This window comes from Vibrio sp. 10N.247.310.17 (assembly GCF_041466605.1).
Taxonomy (GTDB): Bacteria; Pseudomonadota; Gammaproteobacteria; order Enterobacterales; family Vibrionaceae; genus Vibrio; species Vibrio tasmaniensis_A.
The window spans coordinates 47,417-63,491 of sequence record NZ_JBFSTC010000004.1 but is presented as its reverse complement, the minus strand read 5'-3'; the positions used below and the strand labels follow the sequence as shown (position 1 = coordinate 63,491).

General features: G+C 43.6%; 14 protein-coding genes. 10 read left to right on the top strand and 4 right to left on the bottom strand.

The genetic code is table 11. The features are described 5' to 3' along the window. Positions 1 to 159 precede the first annotated feature (159 nt). The 3 genes from AB6D80_RS02455 (at position 160) to AB6D80_RS02445 (ending at position 3,942) form a co-directional block, all read left to right on the top strand. On the top strand, positions 160 to 1,344 hold the full coding sequence (locus tag AB6D80_RS02455) for an amino acid aminotransferase (protein WP_086050927.1): 1,185 nt from the start codon (positions 160 to 162) through the stop codon (positions 1,342 to 1,344). 11 nt (positions 1,345 to 1,355) lie between these two features. After that, positions 1,356 to 2,042 carry a RimK/LysX family protein gene (locus AB6D80_RS02450; RefSeq protein ID WP_372066662.1) on the top strand — a complete coding sequence of 229 codons (687 nt, stop codon included), beginning with the start codon at positions 1,356 to 1,358 and terminating at the stop codon, positions 2,040 to 2,042. 292 nt (positions 2,043 to 2,334) lie between these two features. Continuing rightward, positions 2,335 to 3,942, top strand: a complete 1,608-nt coding sequence (locus AB6D80_RS02445; protein WP_372066665.1) for an ABC-F family ATPase — start codon at positions 2,335 to 2,337, stop codon at positions 3,940 to 3,942. 240 nt (positions 3,943 to 4,182) lie between these two features. Here the strand turns inward: AB6D80_RS02445 and AB6D80_RS02440 are convergent, their stop codons facing one another. From AB6D80_RS02440 to AB6D80_RS02430, 3 genes are all read right to left on the bottom strand, one after another. Then, positions 4,183 to 6,069 (bottom strand): methyl-accepting chemotaxis protein, encoded by a 1,887-nt coding sequence (locus tag AB6D80_RS02440; RefSeq protein ID WP_372187668.1) that lies wholly within the window; start codon positions 6,067 to 6,069, stop codon positions 4,183 to 4,185. A 290-nt stretch (positions 6,070 to 6,359) separates the two neighbouring features. Then, positions 6,360 to 6,884 (bottom strand): hypothetical protein, encoded by a 525-nt coding sequence (locus AB6D80_RS02435; RefSeq protein WP_009845348.1) that lies wholly within the window; start codon positions 6,882 to 6,884, stop codon positions 6,360 to 6,362. A gap of 112 nt (positions 6,885 to 6,996) precedes the next feature. Next, positions 6,997 to 7,404 (bottom strand): YgiW/YdeI family stress tolerance OB fold protein, encoded by a 408-nt coding sequence (locus tag AB6D80_RS02430; protein ID WP_102249595.1) that lies wholly within the window; start codon positions 7,402 to 7,404, stop codon positions 6,997 to 6,999. A gap of 262 nt (positions 7,405 to 7,666) precedes the next feature. Between AB6D80_RS02430 and AB6D80_RS02425 the strand changes: the two genes are divergently transcribed. From AB6D80_RS02425 to modC, 4 genes are read left to right on the top strand one after another with little or no spacing between them, the layout of a single operon-like run. Further along, on the top strand, positions 7,667 to 9,133 hold the full coding sequence (locus AB6D80_RS02425) for a cobyric acid synthase (protein ID WP_372187667.1): 1,467 nt from the start codon (positions 7,667 to 7,669) through the stop codon (positions 9,131 to 9,133). A gap of 57 nt (positions 9,134 to 9,190) precedes the next feature. Continuing rightward, entirely contained in the window at positions 9,191 to 9,949 is a 759-nt protein-coding gene (gene modA, locus AB6D80_RS02420) for a molybdate ABC transporter substrate-binding protein (protein WP_371997010.1), read from the top strand. Further along, positions 9,950 to 10,648: a molybdate ABC transporter permease subunit gene (modB, locus tag AB6D80_RS02415; RefSeq protein ID WP_017102126.1), complete on the top strand. Its 699-nt coding sequence runs from the start codon at positions 9,950 to 9,952 to the stop codon at positions 10,646 to 10,648. 5 nt (positions 10,649 to 10,653) lie between these two features. Further along, the gene (modC, locus tag AB6D80_RS02410) at positions 10,654 to 11,760 is read left to right on the top strand and encodes a molybdenum ABC transporter ATP-binding protein ModC (protein WP_372187688.1); all 1,107 of its coding nucleotides are present in this window, start codon (positions 10,654 to 10,656) and stop codon (positions 11,758 to 11,760) included. A gap of 193 nt (positions 11,761 to 11,953) precedes the next feature. Here the strand turns inward: modC and AB6D80_RS02405 are convergent, their stop codons facing one another. Next, entirely contained in the window at positions 11,954 to 12,658 is a 705-nt protein-coding gene (locus AB6D80_RS02405; protein WP_136985805.1) for a S24 family peptidase, read from the bottom strand. A 212-nt stretch (positions 12,659 to 12,870) separates the two neighbouring features. Between AB6D80_RS02405 and AB6D80_RS02400 the strand changes: the two genes are divergently transcribed. Genes AB6D80_RS02400 through AB6D80_RS02390 form a run of 3 tightly spaced genes read left to right on the top strand, consistent with a single transcriptional unit; the run spans position 12,871 to position 16,074 of the window. Further along, positions 12,871 to 13,098, top strand: a complete 228-nt coding sequence (locus AB6D80_RS02400) for a helix-turn-helix transcriptional regulator (protein ID WP_048615410.1) — start codon at positions 12,871 to 12,873, stop codon at positions 13,096 to 13,098. Position 13,099: 1 nt separating this feature from the next. Then, positions 13,100 to 15,145, top strand: coding sequence for a transposase domain-containing protein (locus tag AB6D80_RS02395; protein WP_136985804.1), 2,046 nt, complete (start codon positions 13,100 to 13,102; stop codon positions 15,143 to 15,145). After that, positions 15,142 to 16,074 (top strand): AAA family ATPase, encoded by a 933-nt coding sequence (locus AB6D80_RS02390; RefSeq protein WP_048666276.1) that lies wholly within the window; start codon positions 15,142 to 15,144, stop codon positions 16,072 to 16,074. Before AB6D80_RS02395 ends, AB6D80_RS02390 begins: the two co-directional genes overlap by 4 nt. Position 16,075: the final 1 nt, after the last annotated feature.

Below are 16,075 nucleotides of genomic sequence, written 5' to 3'. Positions count from 1 at the left end.
GTTTGAAATTTGCACTATTTATACGTTTGAAATGACCAATCTCTGATTACTTCTAATTACTAATGGTAACTAAGCGCTTCTATTAAAAAATGTTTCTGATTTGTCTACGATAATGTTAACGTGAAACTCATACTTGAATTTCAAAGGGTTGTGACTTTCATGTTTTCACATCTACCAAAACCAACTTTAGATCCAATTCTATCTCTGTCTGTCGCTTACCGCGGCGATACTCGCACTGATAAAGTCGACTTAGGCATTGGCGTTTACAAAAACGACCAAGGTGAAACACCGATCATGAAAGCCGTCTCTAAGGCTCAAGATATCGTTGTTGAAACACAGAAAACCAAAGCTTATGTTGGCCTAGCAGGCTGTGAAGAGTTTAACCAGAGCATGGTTGATCTGTTGCTTAAAGGGACTTCTGCAATAGGTCGCGTTGCTGCGATTCAAACACCAGGTGCAAGTGGTGCACTTCGCATGTTGGGTGACTTGATGAAAGTCTCTCAACCAGACACAACGGTTTGGATTTCAAACCCAAGCTACGTTAACCATAAACCGGTGATGGAAGCGGCGGGCTTAAAAGTTAGATACTACAATTACTTCAGTCCTGAAACGAAGCAAGTTGATACGGCTAAAATGTTGGCCGACCTTTCAAAAGCGGGTCCATCAGACGTGGTACTTCTTCACGGTTGCTGTCATAACCCAACGGGTGCTGACATTGATTTTGAAGCGTGGCAGGAAATTACTAAGTTATCGCAAAAGAATGGTTTCTTACCGTTTGTTGATATTGCCTACCAAGGCTTTGGTGATGGCCTAGAAGAAGACGCAAAAGGTCTTCAACATATGGCGAACAACGTAGAAGAGATGTTGATTACGACGTCATGTTCGAAAAACTTCGGTTTGTACCGTGAAAGAACGGGTGCCGCGATCGTTATCGGTAAGAACAGCGAACACGTAGGCAATGCTAAAGGTAAGCTACTGACGCTGGCTCGTTCAACTTACACAATGCCGCCAGATCATGGTGCCGCGTTGGTTAAAACAATTCTTCAGAATCAAGAACTAACGACGATTTGGAAACAAGAGTTGAGTGAAATGCAGCAACGTTTGTTAAATCTGCGCAAAAGTTTATGTGATGAATTGCGAAATACTTACAACACGTCACAATTTGACTTCATCGAAAGCCATAAAGGCATGTTTAGTGTACTAGGCTTTAAAGAAACTCAAATGAATCAACTACGTGAAGAATATGGAGTCTATGGTGTTGGTGATGGACGCATCAATATCGCGGGCCTTTCTGAATCCCATATTCCTTATGTGGCTAAAGCGATAGCCAACGTTTCAAAATAGAAGGTGACTGAATGTATAATTGGAAAACGATTGTAGTTTTAATGCTAAGTGGTGGCCTGTTTGCTTGTTCGACGACGACTCAAGTTCCTGTCGAGCCTGAGCAAAAGCCTCAAGTAGAACAACCGGTTGTCGATGACTCTTCTAAGACTGACGCAACGGAAGGCGAGAAAGTAACGGAACCTACAGAGAAGCCTGAAGAAGTAAAACCAACGGAACCAGAAGCGAAACCAAAGCCTGAACAAAAACCGACTGCAAAACCAACCAAGACAAGCGATGGCAAACTGATTCTTGGCGAAGAGGAGTGGGTGTTTGTTCCTGGTCTTAAAGAAGCGTTTAAAGCACGAGTTGATACAGGTGCAACAACATCATCAATCAGTGCCGTTGATATTGTTGATTTCGAACGTGACGGTAAAGATTGGGTTAAGTTCAAAATTGAACATGACGGCATCACAACTGAAGAGATCAGCTTGCCGGTAGAGCGTTGGGTTAAGATCAAGCAGTCGAGCGCGGAAGGTACACAACGACGTGCTGTTGTTGTCGCTTCAATTCAAATCGGCGATCTAAAAGATAAGACTGAGTTTACGCTAGCAGATCGAACGCATCTTTCTTTCCCAATTCTGTTGGGGAGAAGCTTCTTTAGAGATGTTGCCGTTGTCGATGTTGGTCAAAAATACGTTCAGAAAAAAGTAACTAAATAGCGTCAATCGGTATTCATTCGAATTAGAGTCTGATGCTTTTATTGATGAGAAATGAAATCCCTACTAATGGAATTAGTGGGGATTTTTTCTTTTTATGATGTAATAACCGACGAAATACACTTTATTGTGCGTTGTTCTTCATTCGTTCACTGTTTAACCTCGACAATGTGATCCTGATCTCTATATAATCCGCGCTTCGTTTTATGTTTAATCCATACTTTCGTACTTCTTATTTTGGCTAATTGAAATAGCCAAATAATTATCTGTCAGTACACGCTTAGGAATTAGTTCTTTGATATCTACCGCGAACATCACAATGCAATTTGGCGCAGAGCCGCTGTTTGAAAACATCTCTGCTAAATTTGGTAACGGAAACCGTTATGGTTTGATCGGCGCCAATGGTTGCGGAAAATCAACGTTCATGAAAATCCTAAGTGGCGCATTGACGCCAAGCTCGGGCAACGTTTCGATCACTCCTGGAGAAAAACTGGGTGTGCTAAGCCAAGATCAGTTCGCTTTTGAACAGTACAGCGTTATCGATGTAGTAATCATGGGTGACAAAAAACTGTGGGAAGTAAAACAAGAACGTGACCGTATTTACTCTTTGCCAGAAATGAGCGAAGACGATGGTATGAAAGTCGCGGAGCTTGAAAGTGAATTCGCGGAAATGGATGGCTACACGGCAGAAAGCCGTGCTGGTGATATCCTAATCCAAGCGGGTATTGAAGAAGAGTTTCACTTCGGCCTGATGCAACAAGTTGCTCCGGGTTGGAAACTGCGTGTGCTATTGGCACAGGCATTGTTTGCAAACCCAGATATCCTGCTTCTTGATGAACCAACCAACAACTTGGACATCCACACGATTAACTGGCTTGCTGAAGAGCTAAACCAGCGTAAATGTACAATGATCATCATTTCGCACGATAGACACTTCCTTAACTCTGTATGTACACATATGGCAGATATCGACTACGGCGAGCTACGTGTTTACCCAGGTAACTACGAGTACTTCTTAGAAGCGTCGGGTTTGATTCGCGATCAACTTCTAGCGAGCAATGCTAAGAAAGCGGCTGAGATCAGCGAGCTTCAAGACTTCGTAAACCGTTTTGGTGCTAACGCATCTAAAGCAAAGCAAGCAAGTTCACGTGCTAAGAAAATGGACAAAATCACGCTTGATGAAGTGAAGTCATCGAGCCGTATGAGCCCATCCATTGATTTTGGTGAAGGCAAGAAACTACACCGTCAAGCGCTTGAACTTCAAGAGCTTGGTCACGGCTTCGATGGCGAAACACTGTTTGCTGGTGGTAACTTGCTACTTGAAGCGGGTACTCGTCTTGCTGTTATCGGTGAGAACGGTGTGGGTAAAACAACACTATTGAAATGCCTAGTTCAAGAGCTAGAACAAAACGAAGGTATCGTTAAATGGTCTGAAAACGCATCAGTAGGCTACTGCCCACAAGATAGCACGTCTGACTTTGATAACGATCTGAGTATCTTCGATTGGATCTCACAATGGCGTACAGTGAAGCACGATGACCTTATGGTACGTGGTATTCTAGGTCGTCTATTGTTTACTGCTGATGATGCGAACAAGAAAGCGCGTAACTGTTCTGGTGGAGAGAAGAACCGTCTGTTATTCGGCAAGCTAATGATGCAAGATATCAACGTGCTTGTGATGGACGAACCAACGAACCACATGGACATGGAAGCAATCCAAGCCCTGAACGACGCATTGAAGGTTTACACGGGGACGCTTATCTTTGTAAGCCATGACCGTGAGTTCGTTTCTTCGCTAGCAACACACATCATTGATGTAAAAGACCAACAATTAGTGAGCTTCCAAGGTACTTATGAAGAGTACTTGGATCATCAGAAAAAGATGCTGATGGTTAGCTTATAACAGTCTTAGTTGGTCTATAACCGTATTGGTTGACCTATAGTTGCATTAGTAATTAGGTAAACGGCTAGCAGCTAACTGTTTATTTGCTAACTATAATAAGAAAGTAATGAAAATAAGAAAGCCCCCGAACACAATAGTGGTCGGGGGCTTTTTGTCGTTCTGATGTTGGTTCTAATTTTAAACGCGGTTAAACAACATTGTTTAACCGCGCTCAAGAGCTAGAACGAATTATCCGTACGTCTAGTATTTAAACAATTGAACTTGAGTATTCAACTGTTGAGCAATACCGCGCAACTCTTCAGACAAGTGACGAGAGTTATCAGCCTCAGTAGACATGTTTTCTGATACATCATTAACCAACTGAATATTCTTACTGACTTCACCGGTAACCGATCTTTGCTCAGAAGCAGCATTCGAGATATGTGAAGCCATCTCTGAGATCTGTTGAATCGATGTCGCGATCTCTTCCAGTGCAATAGTCGCATTGTTTGCATCATCGACACTTGATTGCGCCAAGTCTTGGCTACGTTGCATTGATTCAACCGCACTGACGCTGTTTTTCTGAAGAGTCTCGATCATTTCGCGAATCTCGTCTGTAGAGCTGTGAGTACGTTGAGAAAGCACACGAACTTCATCTGCCACAACCGCAAAACCGCGACCTTGCTCACCCGCACGTGCCGCTTCAATCGCTGCGTTTAAGGCAAGTAGGTTAGTTTGTTCTGCAATATCAGAAATGGTTGATAGAATAGTGTTGATGTCTAACGCATTTTTCTCAACTTCTTGAATGATTCCTGAAGCGTTCTCAACTTGTTGAGCAAGACTAGTGATCGAATCTTGGTTACGAATGATGACTTGCTTACCTTGTTCACAATTCGATGTTGAACTGATCGCTGAGTCAGCCGTCATTTGCGCGTTGTTTGCTACTTCTTCTGCTGTTGCCGACATTTCATGCACGGCTGTAGCAATCTGAGAAATTTCGTGAAGTTGGACCGATAGACCTTCACTTGTTTGACGAGCGACATTGGTACTAATTTCAGATTGCTGATTAAGCTGGCTTGAAGAGCCCGCAATATCACGCACTATCTCTTGAAGTTTTGCTATGAATGCGTTGACGTGATGCGCTAGAGTCCCAATCTCGTCTTTACTATGAACAGTCATACGCTGTGTTAAGTCGCCGTCACCTTTGGACAATGCTTCCATTGCCGAGCTTAGTGTCGTTAATGGCGACAGTGCTTTCTTGATGATAAACATCGCAACAAATGCGATTACAGCAAGTTGTATTAGACCAAATATTACCGACTGACGAACTAATGAATAGTAAGAAGCAAAAGAGTGATCTTTATCTATAACAACAGTGAAGTACCAGTCTGTATGAGGAACTTTCTGAGCAGAAAGAAGGGAGTCGGTACCTTTAATGGTTAACTCTTCAAATTCTGGATTTTGCGCAAGTGATTTGATTTTCTGAGCAGAAAGGTTGTTTGAAATATTAGAAACAGGCTTTAGCGTTAGGCCACGGTCTCTATGGGCAACAATGTTACCTTTACCATCGACAAGAAAAGCGTAAACACCAGGTTGCTCGATACTTACAATATCATTAATGAGGGTGTTTAAGTTCAGGTCTGCACCAATAACACCAGAGAAACCGTTGGTATGGAATGGGCTTGCAATTGTTACCACTAGGTCATTCGTAGCTACATCAACATAGGGTTCAGTGACGACTGTTTGACCTGCCGCCATAGGCGCTTTGTACCAATCTCGAGTACGTGGGTCGTAGTCTTGCGGTACTGGCAAATCACCACCTAGAAGAAAGCGACCGTCAGAAAGCCCTGCGTAGGCAATTTGAAACTTACCGGCACTTGTACTTTGAGTTAAATAGCTGGTTGGGTCATCGGTAAAAGTAAATGAATTTTTCGCTGCATTTACAACGTTAATTCGGCCTTCAATCCATTTTTCTATACCCGATACCGTTGTATCAGTTAGTGTATTTGAATATTGCTGAATGGAACGATAGGTTTCGTTAAGAAGTTGCTTACCTGTTACATAAGTCTGAATCATAGTCATTGCGAAAATAATGACAACAAACATCAATGTTAATTTGTTCTTGATTGAAATATTGCTAACACCCATTTACGGTGCTTCATTCTATTAGAAATTTGGAAGAGAGTAGCAGTACGCCGTATTACCGTAAAGATATTTTATTACTGATTTTTATCAATAAATGAATAGTATAAAAATGAGTTATAAACGGAAGTGACGAGAAAGGGTGATTTTCGAGGATTTTAAGCTAAATGTTTAGTTTTTAGTTGCAAAATCAGACATTAAGGCCAATAGGTCACGAGACTATTAGCCTTTAAGTTACCGTTTAAACAATCGAATTTAACATTTGCTCACTGATGGATCATAAGTGCTGAATAGACTTAAAAGCCAAATCGAGCTGACATTAAGAATTGGTGGCCGTAAGTACCGTTATTTCGAAGGTCAATACCTACTGAAAGCTGTTCTGTTGAGTGGAAGCGAGCCCCTACACCGACAATTGAACTCGTGTCGTCGCTGTCTACGAGTTGACCAAGGCGGGCGTTAACTTCAATGTTTGCCAGCAACCAAGCTCTTAAACCAATATTGATTTCAGTTTTAATGTGGTTACCATCATTACGTTCGATGTTGTGCAGTAACATCTGTCCAGTAATATCAGCCAACTGATTAATAGGGCCGTTGAACCCCATACCTACAGCCGCATCCCAATCCCCTTCAAATTCAGAATCGATTCGAGCAACAAAGTGTGAGTTTTGAGTGAACATTGTTGTGACTTCGCCACCAAATGTACTAGGGCTAATACCTGTGCGTAGCTCAAATGTATTGTAGTTAAAGTTGTTTGCATACGCAGAGAATGAACACAGTGTAACCAACCCCAAAAGGACCGTCTTGTTTGCGCTACCTAGCATGGTGACTCCATATTAATTATATTTTTCGGCATTATAATGCAAAAAAGCCTGCAATATGCAGGCCATTTGTTATAAATCATGTCTTTGAAGTCGACGGTACGGAGTTCGTATCTTACAAAACTTGAATATGATCTACTTCGATCTCTGGCGTTTTACCACCTTCGTATTCGCCAAATATACGAACTTTTGTATCTGCGGTGAGCGGTTGCGCTAGAAGGATATCGTCATCCAGTTCGATCTGAATTTCACTCTGACCATCAGAGAATACGAACGTATCGTTCTTTAGTTGACGAACAATCTTGCCATCTACGATTGCTTCTTGCTCTGCGAACATGCTGGTGTCTGCTAGTAGAGTCGCAACTGAAACGGTTTCAATCGGTCCCGTGTACGCAATAGCGCTCTGATGCTTGTGGTTACTGTCGCTATTGTTGTGATTACTGTCGCTGTGATGGTCACTAGCCATTGCGAAAGTAGGAGCGAGGATAATAGTAGATGCGATAGCTAATACAGTTTTTTTCATGGTGAATCCCTTAATGTTGTTTTTAGTAGAAACGTTTTTCTGAATTTGAAACGTTTCTTTTCGTTAGTGTGCTTATTTTGTTTGTAAGCTTCGTTTCGATGGAGCTATTAAACAACACTGGGGTTGAATCCAGAGTGAGTAACACATTCATTTTCCATTCATTTTATTGAGCATCTACACGACAATGACGTTAAGATGGGGGCAGAGAAATATTGTCCACAGCTATAAATTGAAAATTAAGAAATAAAGGATTTAAGTACAGATGCGATCACCGTTAAACGCCCTTATGGTTCAAGGGACAACGTCAGATGCCGGAAAAAGTGTTTTGGTGGCAGGTTTATGCCGTGTTTTGGCAAGGAAAGGCATCAAAGTGGCACCTTTTAAGCCACAAAATATGGCGCTAAATAGCGCAGTGACAAAAGATGGTGGCGAAATTGGTCGCGCTCAAGCGGTTCAGGCACAAGCTTGTAATATTGAGCCTACCGTTCATATGAACCCTGTATTGCTAAAACCCAATTCAGATACGGGTGCGCAAGTGATTCTACAAGGAAGAGCACTGACGAATATGGAAGCGACCGGATATCACGACTACAAGAAAGTTGCGATGAATTCGGTTATTGATTCGTTTGATCGACTTTCCGAAGAATACCAAAGCGTGATGATTGAAGGTGCGGGCAGTCCCGCAGAGATAAATCTTCGAGAAAACGATATCGCGAACATGGGCTTTGCTGAAAAGGCAGACATCCCAGTGATCATCGTTGCTGATATTGATCGTGGCGGCGTTTTTGCACACCTCTACGGCACATTAGCTCTATTATCTGAATCTGAACAAGCGCGCGTAAAAGGCTTTGTGATAAACCGTTTTAGAGGCGATATTGCGTTACTTCAATCTGGTTTAGATTGGCTAGAAGAGAAAACAGGTAAGCCTGTGATAGGGGTTTTGCCTTATCTGCATGGTTTTAACTTAGAAGCGGAAGATGCCATTACCTCAGCCCAAGAGTCTGATGGAGAAGCTAAACTTAAGGTTGTAGTGCCAGTACTAACTCGAATCAGTAACCATACAGACTTTGACGCTCTGCGACTTAACCCGTCGATTGATTTACGTTACGTAGGCAAAGGCGAGCGCCTGGACAACGCTGATTTGATTGTCTTGCCGGGAACAAAATCGGTAAGAGCCGATTTGGAATACCTAAAACAGCAAGGTTGGGATAAAGATATTCAGCGTCATCTTCGCTTGGGCGGGAAAGTGATGGGTATTTGTGGCGGTTATCAGATGCTAGGGAATATCATCCACGACCCAGATGGCGTTGAAGGGAAATCTGGAAGCAGTGAAGGGTTGGGGTATCTTGATACTGAAACGACACTAACACAGCAGAAAACTTTAACCAATGTGTGTGGAACCATGACACTTGATGGCAAAACTGCACAAGTAAAAGGGTATGAAATCCACGTAGGTAGGACTGATGTCAATGAAACGGTATTACCGGTTCAGTTAGAATCTGGCAGTGTTGATGGTGCTGTGAATCAAGATAACTCAATTTTTGGTACTTACCTGCATGGCGTATTCGATAACAGTGATGCATTGTCGCTTATTTGCGAATGGGCAGGCGCCAATGATGTGACAGCGATTGACCATGAACAGCTTAAAGAGTTGGGTATCAATCGAATCGCTGATGCCATCGAAGATCACTTGAACCTTGACCTGCTTTGGCCTGAATTAACAGCTTAGGCCGCAACTTAGAAGTTAGCTCAAGAATTTAAACGAACAATAGATTAAATGACAATAATGAAAAAACGAGTCATCCTTTTAACTATCATCTTAGTTTCAGCACTGAGTTCTACTCATCTTTTGGCTGCTGAAAAACTACGAGTTTATGCTGCATCGTCGATGACGAACGCGGTTAACTTGTTGGTTGAAGAGTTTGAGAAAGATCATTCTGTCGATGTTATTCCAGTGTATGCGAGCACGTCGTCTTTGGTGCGCCAAATTGAACGAGGTGCGCCAGCAGACATTTTTATCTCGGCAAACGAAAAATGGATGACGCATTTAGTCGATCGCCAATTGGTTGCTAGTGACAATGTCACAAACTTGTGCGAAAACGAACTCGTGTTAATTTCCCCGACAGAGACGCCAATATCTTTGGACCTCTCAAGCGGTGACCAATGGGCTAAACTTCTAATGAATGAAAGACTTGCAGTTGGCAACACCATGTCGGTTCCTGCGGGTATCTATGCGAAAGAAGCGCTAGAAACGTTAGGTGTATGGGACGATGTGAAGGCTCGATTGGCACCAAGTAACAATGTACGTATGGCATTGGCTTTGGTAGAGCGTAGTGAAGCTAAGCTTGGCATTGTTTACAAAACAGATGCATTGCTATCTAAAGAAGTGAACCTAGTGTCGACGTTCCCATCAGATTTACATACGTCAATACGTTACCCTGTAGCTAAATTGAGCGATAAAGTCGTCGCAGAACAGTTCTATACTTTCCTAAAGAGCGAAAAAGCGAAGGACACCTTGAACAGTTTTGGATTTGAAGTGCGTTAAATGATGTATCTATCGGAATACGAATACCAAGCCTTAATGCTGAGCTTGAAAGTCGCTGGTTTTGCCATCTTGTGGCTTATTCCAATCGGCATCGGCTTGGCATGGCTGCTTGCTAAGAAACAATTTGTGGGCAAAAGCATTGTAGAAAGTATTGTCCATTTGCCTTTGGTGCTTCCACCTGTGGTCATCGGTTATTTGCTGCTAGTGATGATGGGTAGACAAGGCGTTATTGGCTCTTGGCTTAATGACGTGTTTGGTATTGTATTCAGCTTTAGTTGGAAGGGCGCTGCTCTAGCGTGTGTGGTCGTAGCGTTGCCTCTGATGGTACGTTCTATACGACTGAGCTTAGAAACCGTAGACAGTAAACTTGAAGAGGCCGCAGCTACATTGGGCGCTTCACCGCTTCGTGTGTTCTTCACTATTACATTACCGCTGATGATCCCAGGGATCATTACTGGCACCATGCTTTCATTCGCAAGAAGTCTGGGTGAATTTGGTGCGACCATCAGCTTCGTTTCCAATATCCCTGGAGAAACTCAAACTATTCCTTTAGCCATGTATACCTTTATTGAAACCCCTGGAGCAGAAATGGAAGCCGCACGTTTGTGTGTCATTTCTATTGTGATCGCGCTGAGTTCACTGATGCTTTCTGAATGGCTCAACAAAAAGTCAGCAAAACGTTTGGGGGGCAACGCATGAGTCGCATGAGCGCTTTAGTCCTCCAATATCAGCAACAGCTTGGTGAAACGTTTTTTGATATTGACTTAGAATTGCCAAGTACTGGTATTACGGCAATTTTCGGTCGTTCTGGTGCAGGTAAAACTTCACTTATCAATGCCATTAGTGGTCTCAAACAACCAGATAGTGGCTTGATCAGCGTATCTGGAACCATTCTGTTTGATAGTGAAAATGGCATCAACTTACCAACGCACAAACGCAACGTCGGCTATGTATTCCAAGAATCACGATTGTTCCCACACATGAAGGTAGCTGCGAATTTAAAGTACGGCATGAAATGCGTCGATAACGCGCACTTTGAACAAATAGTCTCGCTGCTATCGTTGGACTCGCTGCTTGATCGCTATCCAGCCCGTCTGTCTGGCGGTGAGAAGCAACGTGTTGCGATTGGCCGCGCACTGTTGTCTAAGCCCAGCATTCTATTGATGGATGAGCCATTGGCGTCTCTGGACTTACCTCGTAAGCGTGAAGTAATGCCGTTTCTGGAAAACTTATCTGAAACCGTTCAAATACCGATTATCTATGTTACTCATAGCCTCAATGAAATATTACGCTTGGCAAATCACCTTGTGATCATTGAGCAAGGCACAGTTATTTCATCGGGGATGACGGAAGAGGTATGGGCATCGAGAGCCATGCAACCGTGGCAATCTTTTTCAGAGCAAAGTTCGTTGTTTGAAGCGACATTAGCGGAACATAATGATGATTATGCGTTGTCACGTCTAACGTTAGGTAAATCAACGTCACTTTGGGTTCAAAAGGTGTCGAGCGAGCTTGGCACTACGGTAAGGCTGCAAGTGAGGGCAAATGATGTCTCTATCACGCTACAGCAGCCGCAAGGTACTTCGATACGTAATATCCTTCCTGTCACTATAAAAAGGGTAGAGACGCACCAACAAGGCTCGAATAAGCAGAGTGTCGCTGTCGAGTTAGAACTTGAGGCCGGATGCTACCTATGGGCAACCATTACATTGTGGGCGCTGGATGAGCTGAATTTAGAAATTGGACAACGTGTCTACGCACAAATTAAAGGCGTGAGTGTCGCGCAAAAGGATATCGCGATAACGCACTAAGCTTATGATGATAGAGAGAATTAAAAGTTAATACAAAAGAGAAAGTGAGTTATACGCTGGTAACGCATTGAAAATAAGAAATAAAAGATGAGTTTTAGCTCTAAAGTGAATTATTGAAGATTTTAGGACTTTAATGAAGAGCTCATGGTTAAGAGTTAAAACAGATGATATTGTGCGTAAAATGATCTTTTAGTTATGCTTTCTTTGCTCTCTGTAACACTCTTACCATGCGACCAAGTAATTGGAACCGGCCTTCAAACTCTTCTCCAATAAAAAATGGCTTATATGCAGTATTGTCACTTGTTACATGGTAGCCACCGCTAGCAAAATCATACTGAACACGCTTTACCAACACTTCATCATCGATTCTAAACACACACACGCCATCACGGGCCTGTTTAGGATCTTTTACCACTTCCACCAGCATTAGATCTTCATCCATCAATGTTGGCTCCATAGAGTCCCCACGTACAGGAACAATAGTTAATTCCTTCCCGTTCAGTCCTTGGCGGATAAGCCATTCCTTTGAAAACTCAAATCTGGCTACAGGGTTTTCTGAAACAACTAGACAGCCAGCCCCAGCACTAGCTTGAAAGTTATATTGAACTACCTCAACAACGTTGTCTTTTCTAACGGGAACTTCTACAAATTGTGCTGATGAGTCTTTACCAGTAGCAAGCCAATCAATGGTCACGTCTTCTGCGTTAGCTATTTTTAATAGCATAGATAGTTTCGGATCGCTTCTTCGATGTAATAGCGTCACTAAAGTGCTATGCGGCACATCCCAATCCTGTGCGCATTCTCGACCAACCCTACCATTCATCAGGCTTTCAATACGGTTATGTACACTTTCTAATGTACTTTCATCTAAAGAAAGTAATTTTTCATTATTACGCATAGTCTTTCTTTTAACTCAACTTATTGATTTATATGGAATAATAACTAGGAAAACCAAAATGCGAACAAAATACGAAAAGAAAGTTCAACTTTGCGCTTGATTTGTTCAATAATGTGATCAAAACTTAACTAACTTGATTAAGTTTGCAAACTAATTAGCGATAGTTAGTTTAGCGACTAATTAGCATATCAGTTTTTAGTTAGGGGATCATTATGTCTATTGAAAGAAAAGACATGCACAGAATCGATATAGTTGCAGCATTACATAAGAAAGGACTAACGCTAAAAGGCTTGTCTATAAAGGCAGGTCTTGCTGCTACAACGTTGTCTAACACCTTATCTCGTCCATGGCCTAAAGGTGAACGAATTATTGCTGACGCCTTAAACAAACACCCTAAAGAGATTTGGCCTAGTCGATACAGACAAAACAAGGCGGTGTGAGATGTGGGTTGATGTATCGCAATTATTGAATAGACCAGGCATGGCAGGCACACCTCAAGGTGTGAGATACAAGCTAAACCAACTAGGTGTTGTTCGAAAGCGTAAACGCCAAGGCTCTAAAGCCTTTGAGTACCATCTCGATTGCTTACCAGAAGAAACTCGTTTGCACCTCTTGCGTGACGTAGCTAAGCAGCAAACTCTACAAGCTGAAGACAGCCGCCATGTTCGTCAAGTTGTAACTCCTGATTCCGATGAACTATGGCTTGAGTACGAAGAAGCTACCGAAAGCAAGAAAGCTTCAACCAAGCAGCGCTATGAATTGTGTATGCGAGTTAAGGCGTATGTTGAATCAGGTATTAGCATGCGTAAATCAATGAAGCGCGTGGCGGAAGAGTCTGGAAGAACCTATTCCAAAATTGTGAGCTGGTTTTACAACATCCCAGGATTGCAAACCAACAAGATCCCAGTGGAAGATTGGTTGCCGGCACTTCTCGATAGAATTGGCTCTCACGGTAAACGTACCGCCCCCTTATCACAGGAAGCTTGGTCCATGTTTCAGGCCGATTATTTGCGACCTGAACAGCCCACCATAACCGAATGTTATAACCGCATGGGTAAAGCCGCTAAGCGTGAAGGTTGGAGTGTGCCCTGCCTCTCCACAATCCGAGAGCGCGTGAATACCGATATTCCTTATGAGCTTCAAGTGTATTGCCGAGGTGGTTTATTTGCAGCCAAGCAAACCTTAGTCCCTGCGCAGCGTCGCACACGAGTCGGTATGCATGCTATGCAGCGCGTATCGGGTGATGGTCATGAGTTTCGTCTTCGCTGTCACCTGGAAGATGGCACGGTGCTTCGTCCTACCGTTTGGGTGTTCCAAGATGTCTATAGCTCCATGATTGTGGGCTACGCCATTGATATTACAGAGAACACTGAGATGTTAGGCATTGCTCTTTTCAACATGGTTTTAAACTTTGGTATCCCTGAAATGTTCGACCTTGACCGAGGCTCCGTGGCGTTAAGTGAAGCAATGACAGGGCGAACCTCACGCCCTAAAGCAACGGGCAAAGGCAAGTTAGAGCATAAAAAGTTTGATAACGCTGAGATTGAAGGCGCGATTACGGCTCTAGGCTCAAAAGTGAACTGGACTCGCGTTGAAGATGACAACGTAGGCCGTAAAGGTAACGCGCGAGCCAAACCTGTTGAGCGTTTGTTCCATTCTAAAGGTGGTATCGGTCAGTTTGAGCGCCATCCAGCTTTTGCCGGAGCCTACGCAGGTGAATCAGCCACCAGCAAACCCGCGAACTACGGTGAAGCCACAGTACCTGTTGAGTTAGTGGTTGAGCTATTTGCCGAGTGGGTGACCGATTGGAATAGCCTGGAAGGCCGTCGCAGTGAAATGGCACGCGGCATTCACAGCTATAAGCAAGTGTTTGAGCAAAGTTACACCCAAATACAAGTACGTAAACCCACCGCAACACAGTTGCGCCTGTGTCTGCACCGGACACGCAAAAGTGTGAAGGTTCATGGTGGCGGCCTCGTTGAATTAAACGCAGGGCGTTACAGCAAGCATTTGTCGAATCGTTACCGCAGCCCACTGTTGTTCGAATACATCGGTCAAAGTGTTCATCTTCGCTTCAACCCTTATGACTTAACAGGCTGTGTGTATGCCTACAGTGAGCGTGGAGAGTTCATCGGCGAGGTTCCATTGTTTGCTGATGCGGCTTATGACGATTTAGGCGCGGCACGCCGTCAGAGCCTACACCAAAGTGAAGATATTAATCGAGCCGCGTGGTTAAAGGAGCAAATGGTCGGATTAACTAACGACGACCTTGCCCAGTTAACGCGCAGCAATGAGAAGCCCGAGCCATTGGGCGGTATGGTGCCGAGCCTTACTGAAATGACACCCGAGTTAGCAAGAGCGCCAGAGCAGCATCAAATGAACCCGAGTGAGTTTGAAGGCTTACTTGAGAAGAAAGCGGTGGGTGCGGATTTTGAACCCACTATGGATTTAGACGCATTAATGCAGCAGTACGGGAAAGCAAAATGAACCACATTATTCAACAAGTCCTTGCCGTGAAAGTCAGTGAAAATCTCAGTAATCGTAAGATTGCCAAAGAGTCTGATATTGGTGAAGGCATTCTAAGTAAGTTGCTTAATAACAAACCTTATACGGGCGACACCGAAACTCAGCTTCATAAACTTGAAACCTGGTTGAATACACGGTGTACCCAAGTTGAAGAGTTAGCAGATACGTCACTTCAAGAGCCTGACTTTTTGATGCTGCCAACCTCGGAAACGATTTGGAAACTGATGGACTTGGCTCGCACGATGCGCCGCTGGTCGATGGTTTACGAAGGCTCAGGCATTGGTAAAACCGTCACCGCCGAAGAATATCAACGCAAACACAACAACGTCTGGATTGTCACTGCTTCAAACTTGTGTAAATCGGCGCGGGCCATCCTCTCTGAGCTTTGTGAGCGCATGAATATTAAGGCATCCAACATGACAGTCTACCTCATGCAAAAAGCAATAGCGCAAGAACTAGATGGCTCAAACGGACTCATTATTATCGATGAAGCGCAATACCTTTCAGATGATGTATTGAATGGCTTACGCATCTTAGCTGAGCGCAAGTGCGGCGTGTTCCTTCTTGGTAATGATGTCGTGCGTACTCGTATGAGCGCGGCTCGCTCTCAAGTCAACATGAACCCGATTTGGAGCCGAATGATACGTCCAACCTGCATAAAGGTAACGTCAAATGGTGACATCAAAAGCTACATGCAGGCTTGGGGTATTCAAGACCAAGAGTTGTTTAAAGCGGCTTATGCCATTGTGCCGAAAACCACAGGGCAACTCAGAACACTCGCAGACATGATTATGTTAGCCAGTTCGTCAGCATCCCGAAACCATGAGCCGCTGACACCGAAGCACTTGGCCGCTGCTCACCACTACTTAAAAGAAAGCATAGGAGTGTAAC

Coding starts and splice junctions, on each gene's coding strand:
- AB6D80_RS02455 (WP_086050927.1), top strand. CDS start 160: ATGTTTTCACATCTACCAAAACCAACTTTAGATCCAATTCTATCTCTG.
- AB6D80_RS02450 (WP_372066662.1), top strand. CDS start 1,356: ATGTATAATTGGAAAACGATTGTAGTTTTAATGCTAAGTGGTGGCCTG.
- AB6D80_RS02440 (WP_372187668.1), bottom strand. CDS start 6,069: ATGGGTGTTAGCAATATTTCAATCAAGAACAAATTAACATTGATGTTT.
- AB6D80_RS02435 (WP_009845348.1), bottom strand. CDS start 6,884: ATGCTAGGTAGCGCAAACAAGACGGTCCTTTTGGGGTTGGTTACACTG.
- AB6D80_RS02430 (WP_102249595.1), bottom strand. CDS start 7,404: ATGAAAAAAACTGTATTAGCTATCGCATCTACTATTATCCTCGCTCCT.
- AB6D80_RS02425 (WP_372187667.1), top strand. CDS start 7,667: ATGCGATCACCGTTAAACGCCCTTATGGTTCAAGGGACAACGTCAGAT.
- modA (WP_371997010.1), top strand. CDS start 9,191: ATGAAAAAACGAGTCATCCTTTTAACTATCATCTTAGTTTCAGCACTG.
- modB (WP_017102126.1), top strand. CDS start 9,950: ATGATGTATCTATCGGAATACGAATACCAAGCCTTAATGCTGAGCTTG.
- modC (WP_372187688.1), top strand. CDS start 10,654: ATGAGCGCTTTAGTCCTCCAATATCAGCAACAGCTTGGTGAAACGTTT.
- AB6D80_RS02405 (WP_136985805.1), bottom strand. CDS start 12,658: ATGCGTAATAATGAAAAATTACTTTCTTTAGATGAAAGTACATTAGAA.
- AB6D80_RS02400 (WP_048615410.1), top strand. CDS start 12,871: ATGTCTATTGAAAGAAAAGACATGCACAGAATCGATATAGTTGCAGCA.
- AB6D80_RS02395 (WP_136985804.1), top strand. CDS start 13,100: ATGTGGGTTGATGTATCGCAATTATTGAATAGACCAGGCATGGCAGGC.
- AB6D80_RS02390 (WP_048666276.1), top strand. CDS start 15,142: ATGAACCACATTATTCAACAAGTCCTTGCCGTGAAAGTCAGTGAAAAT.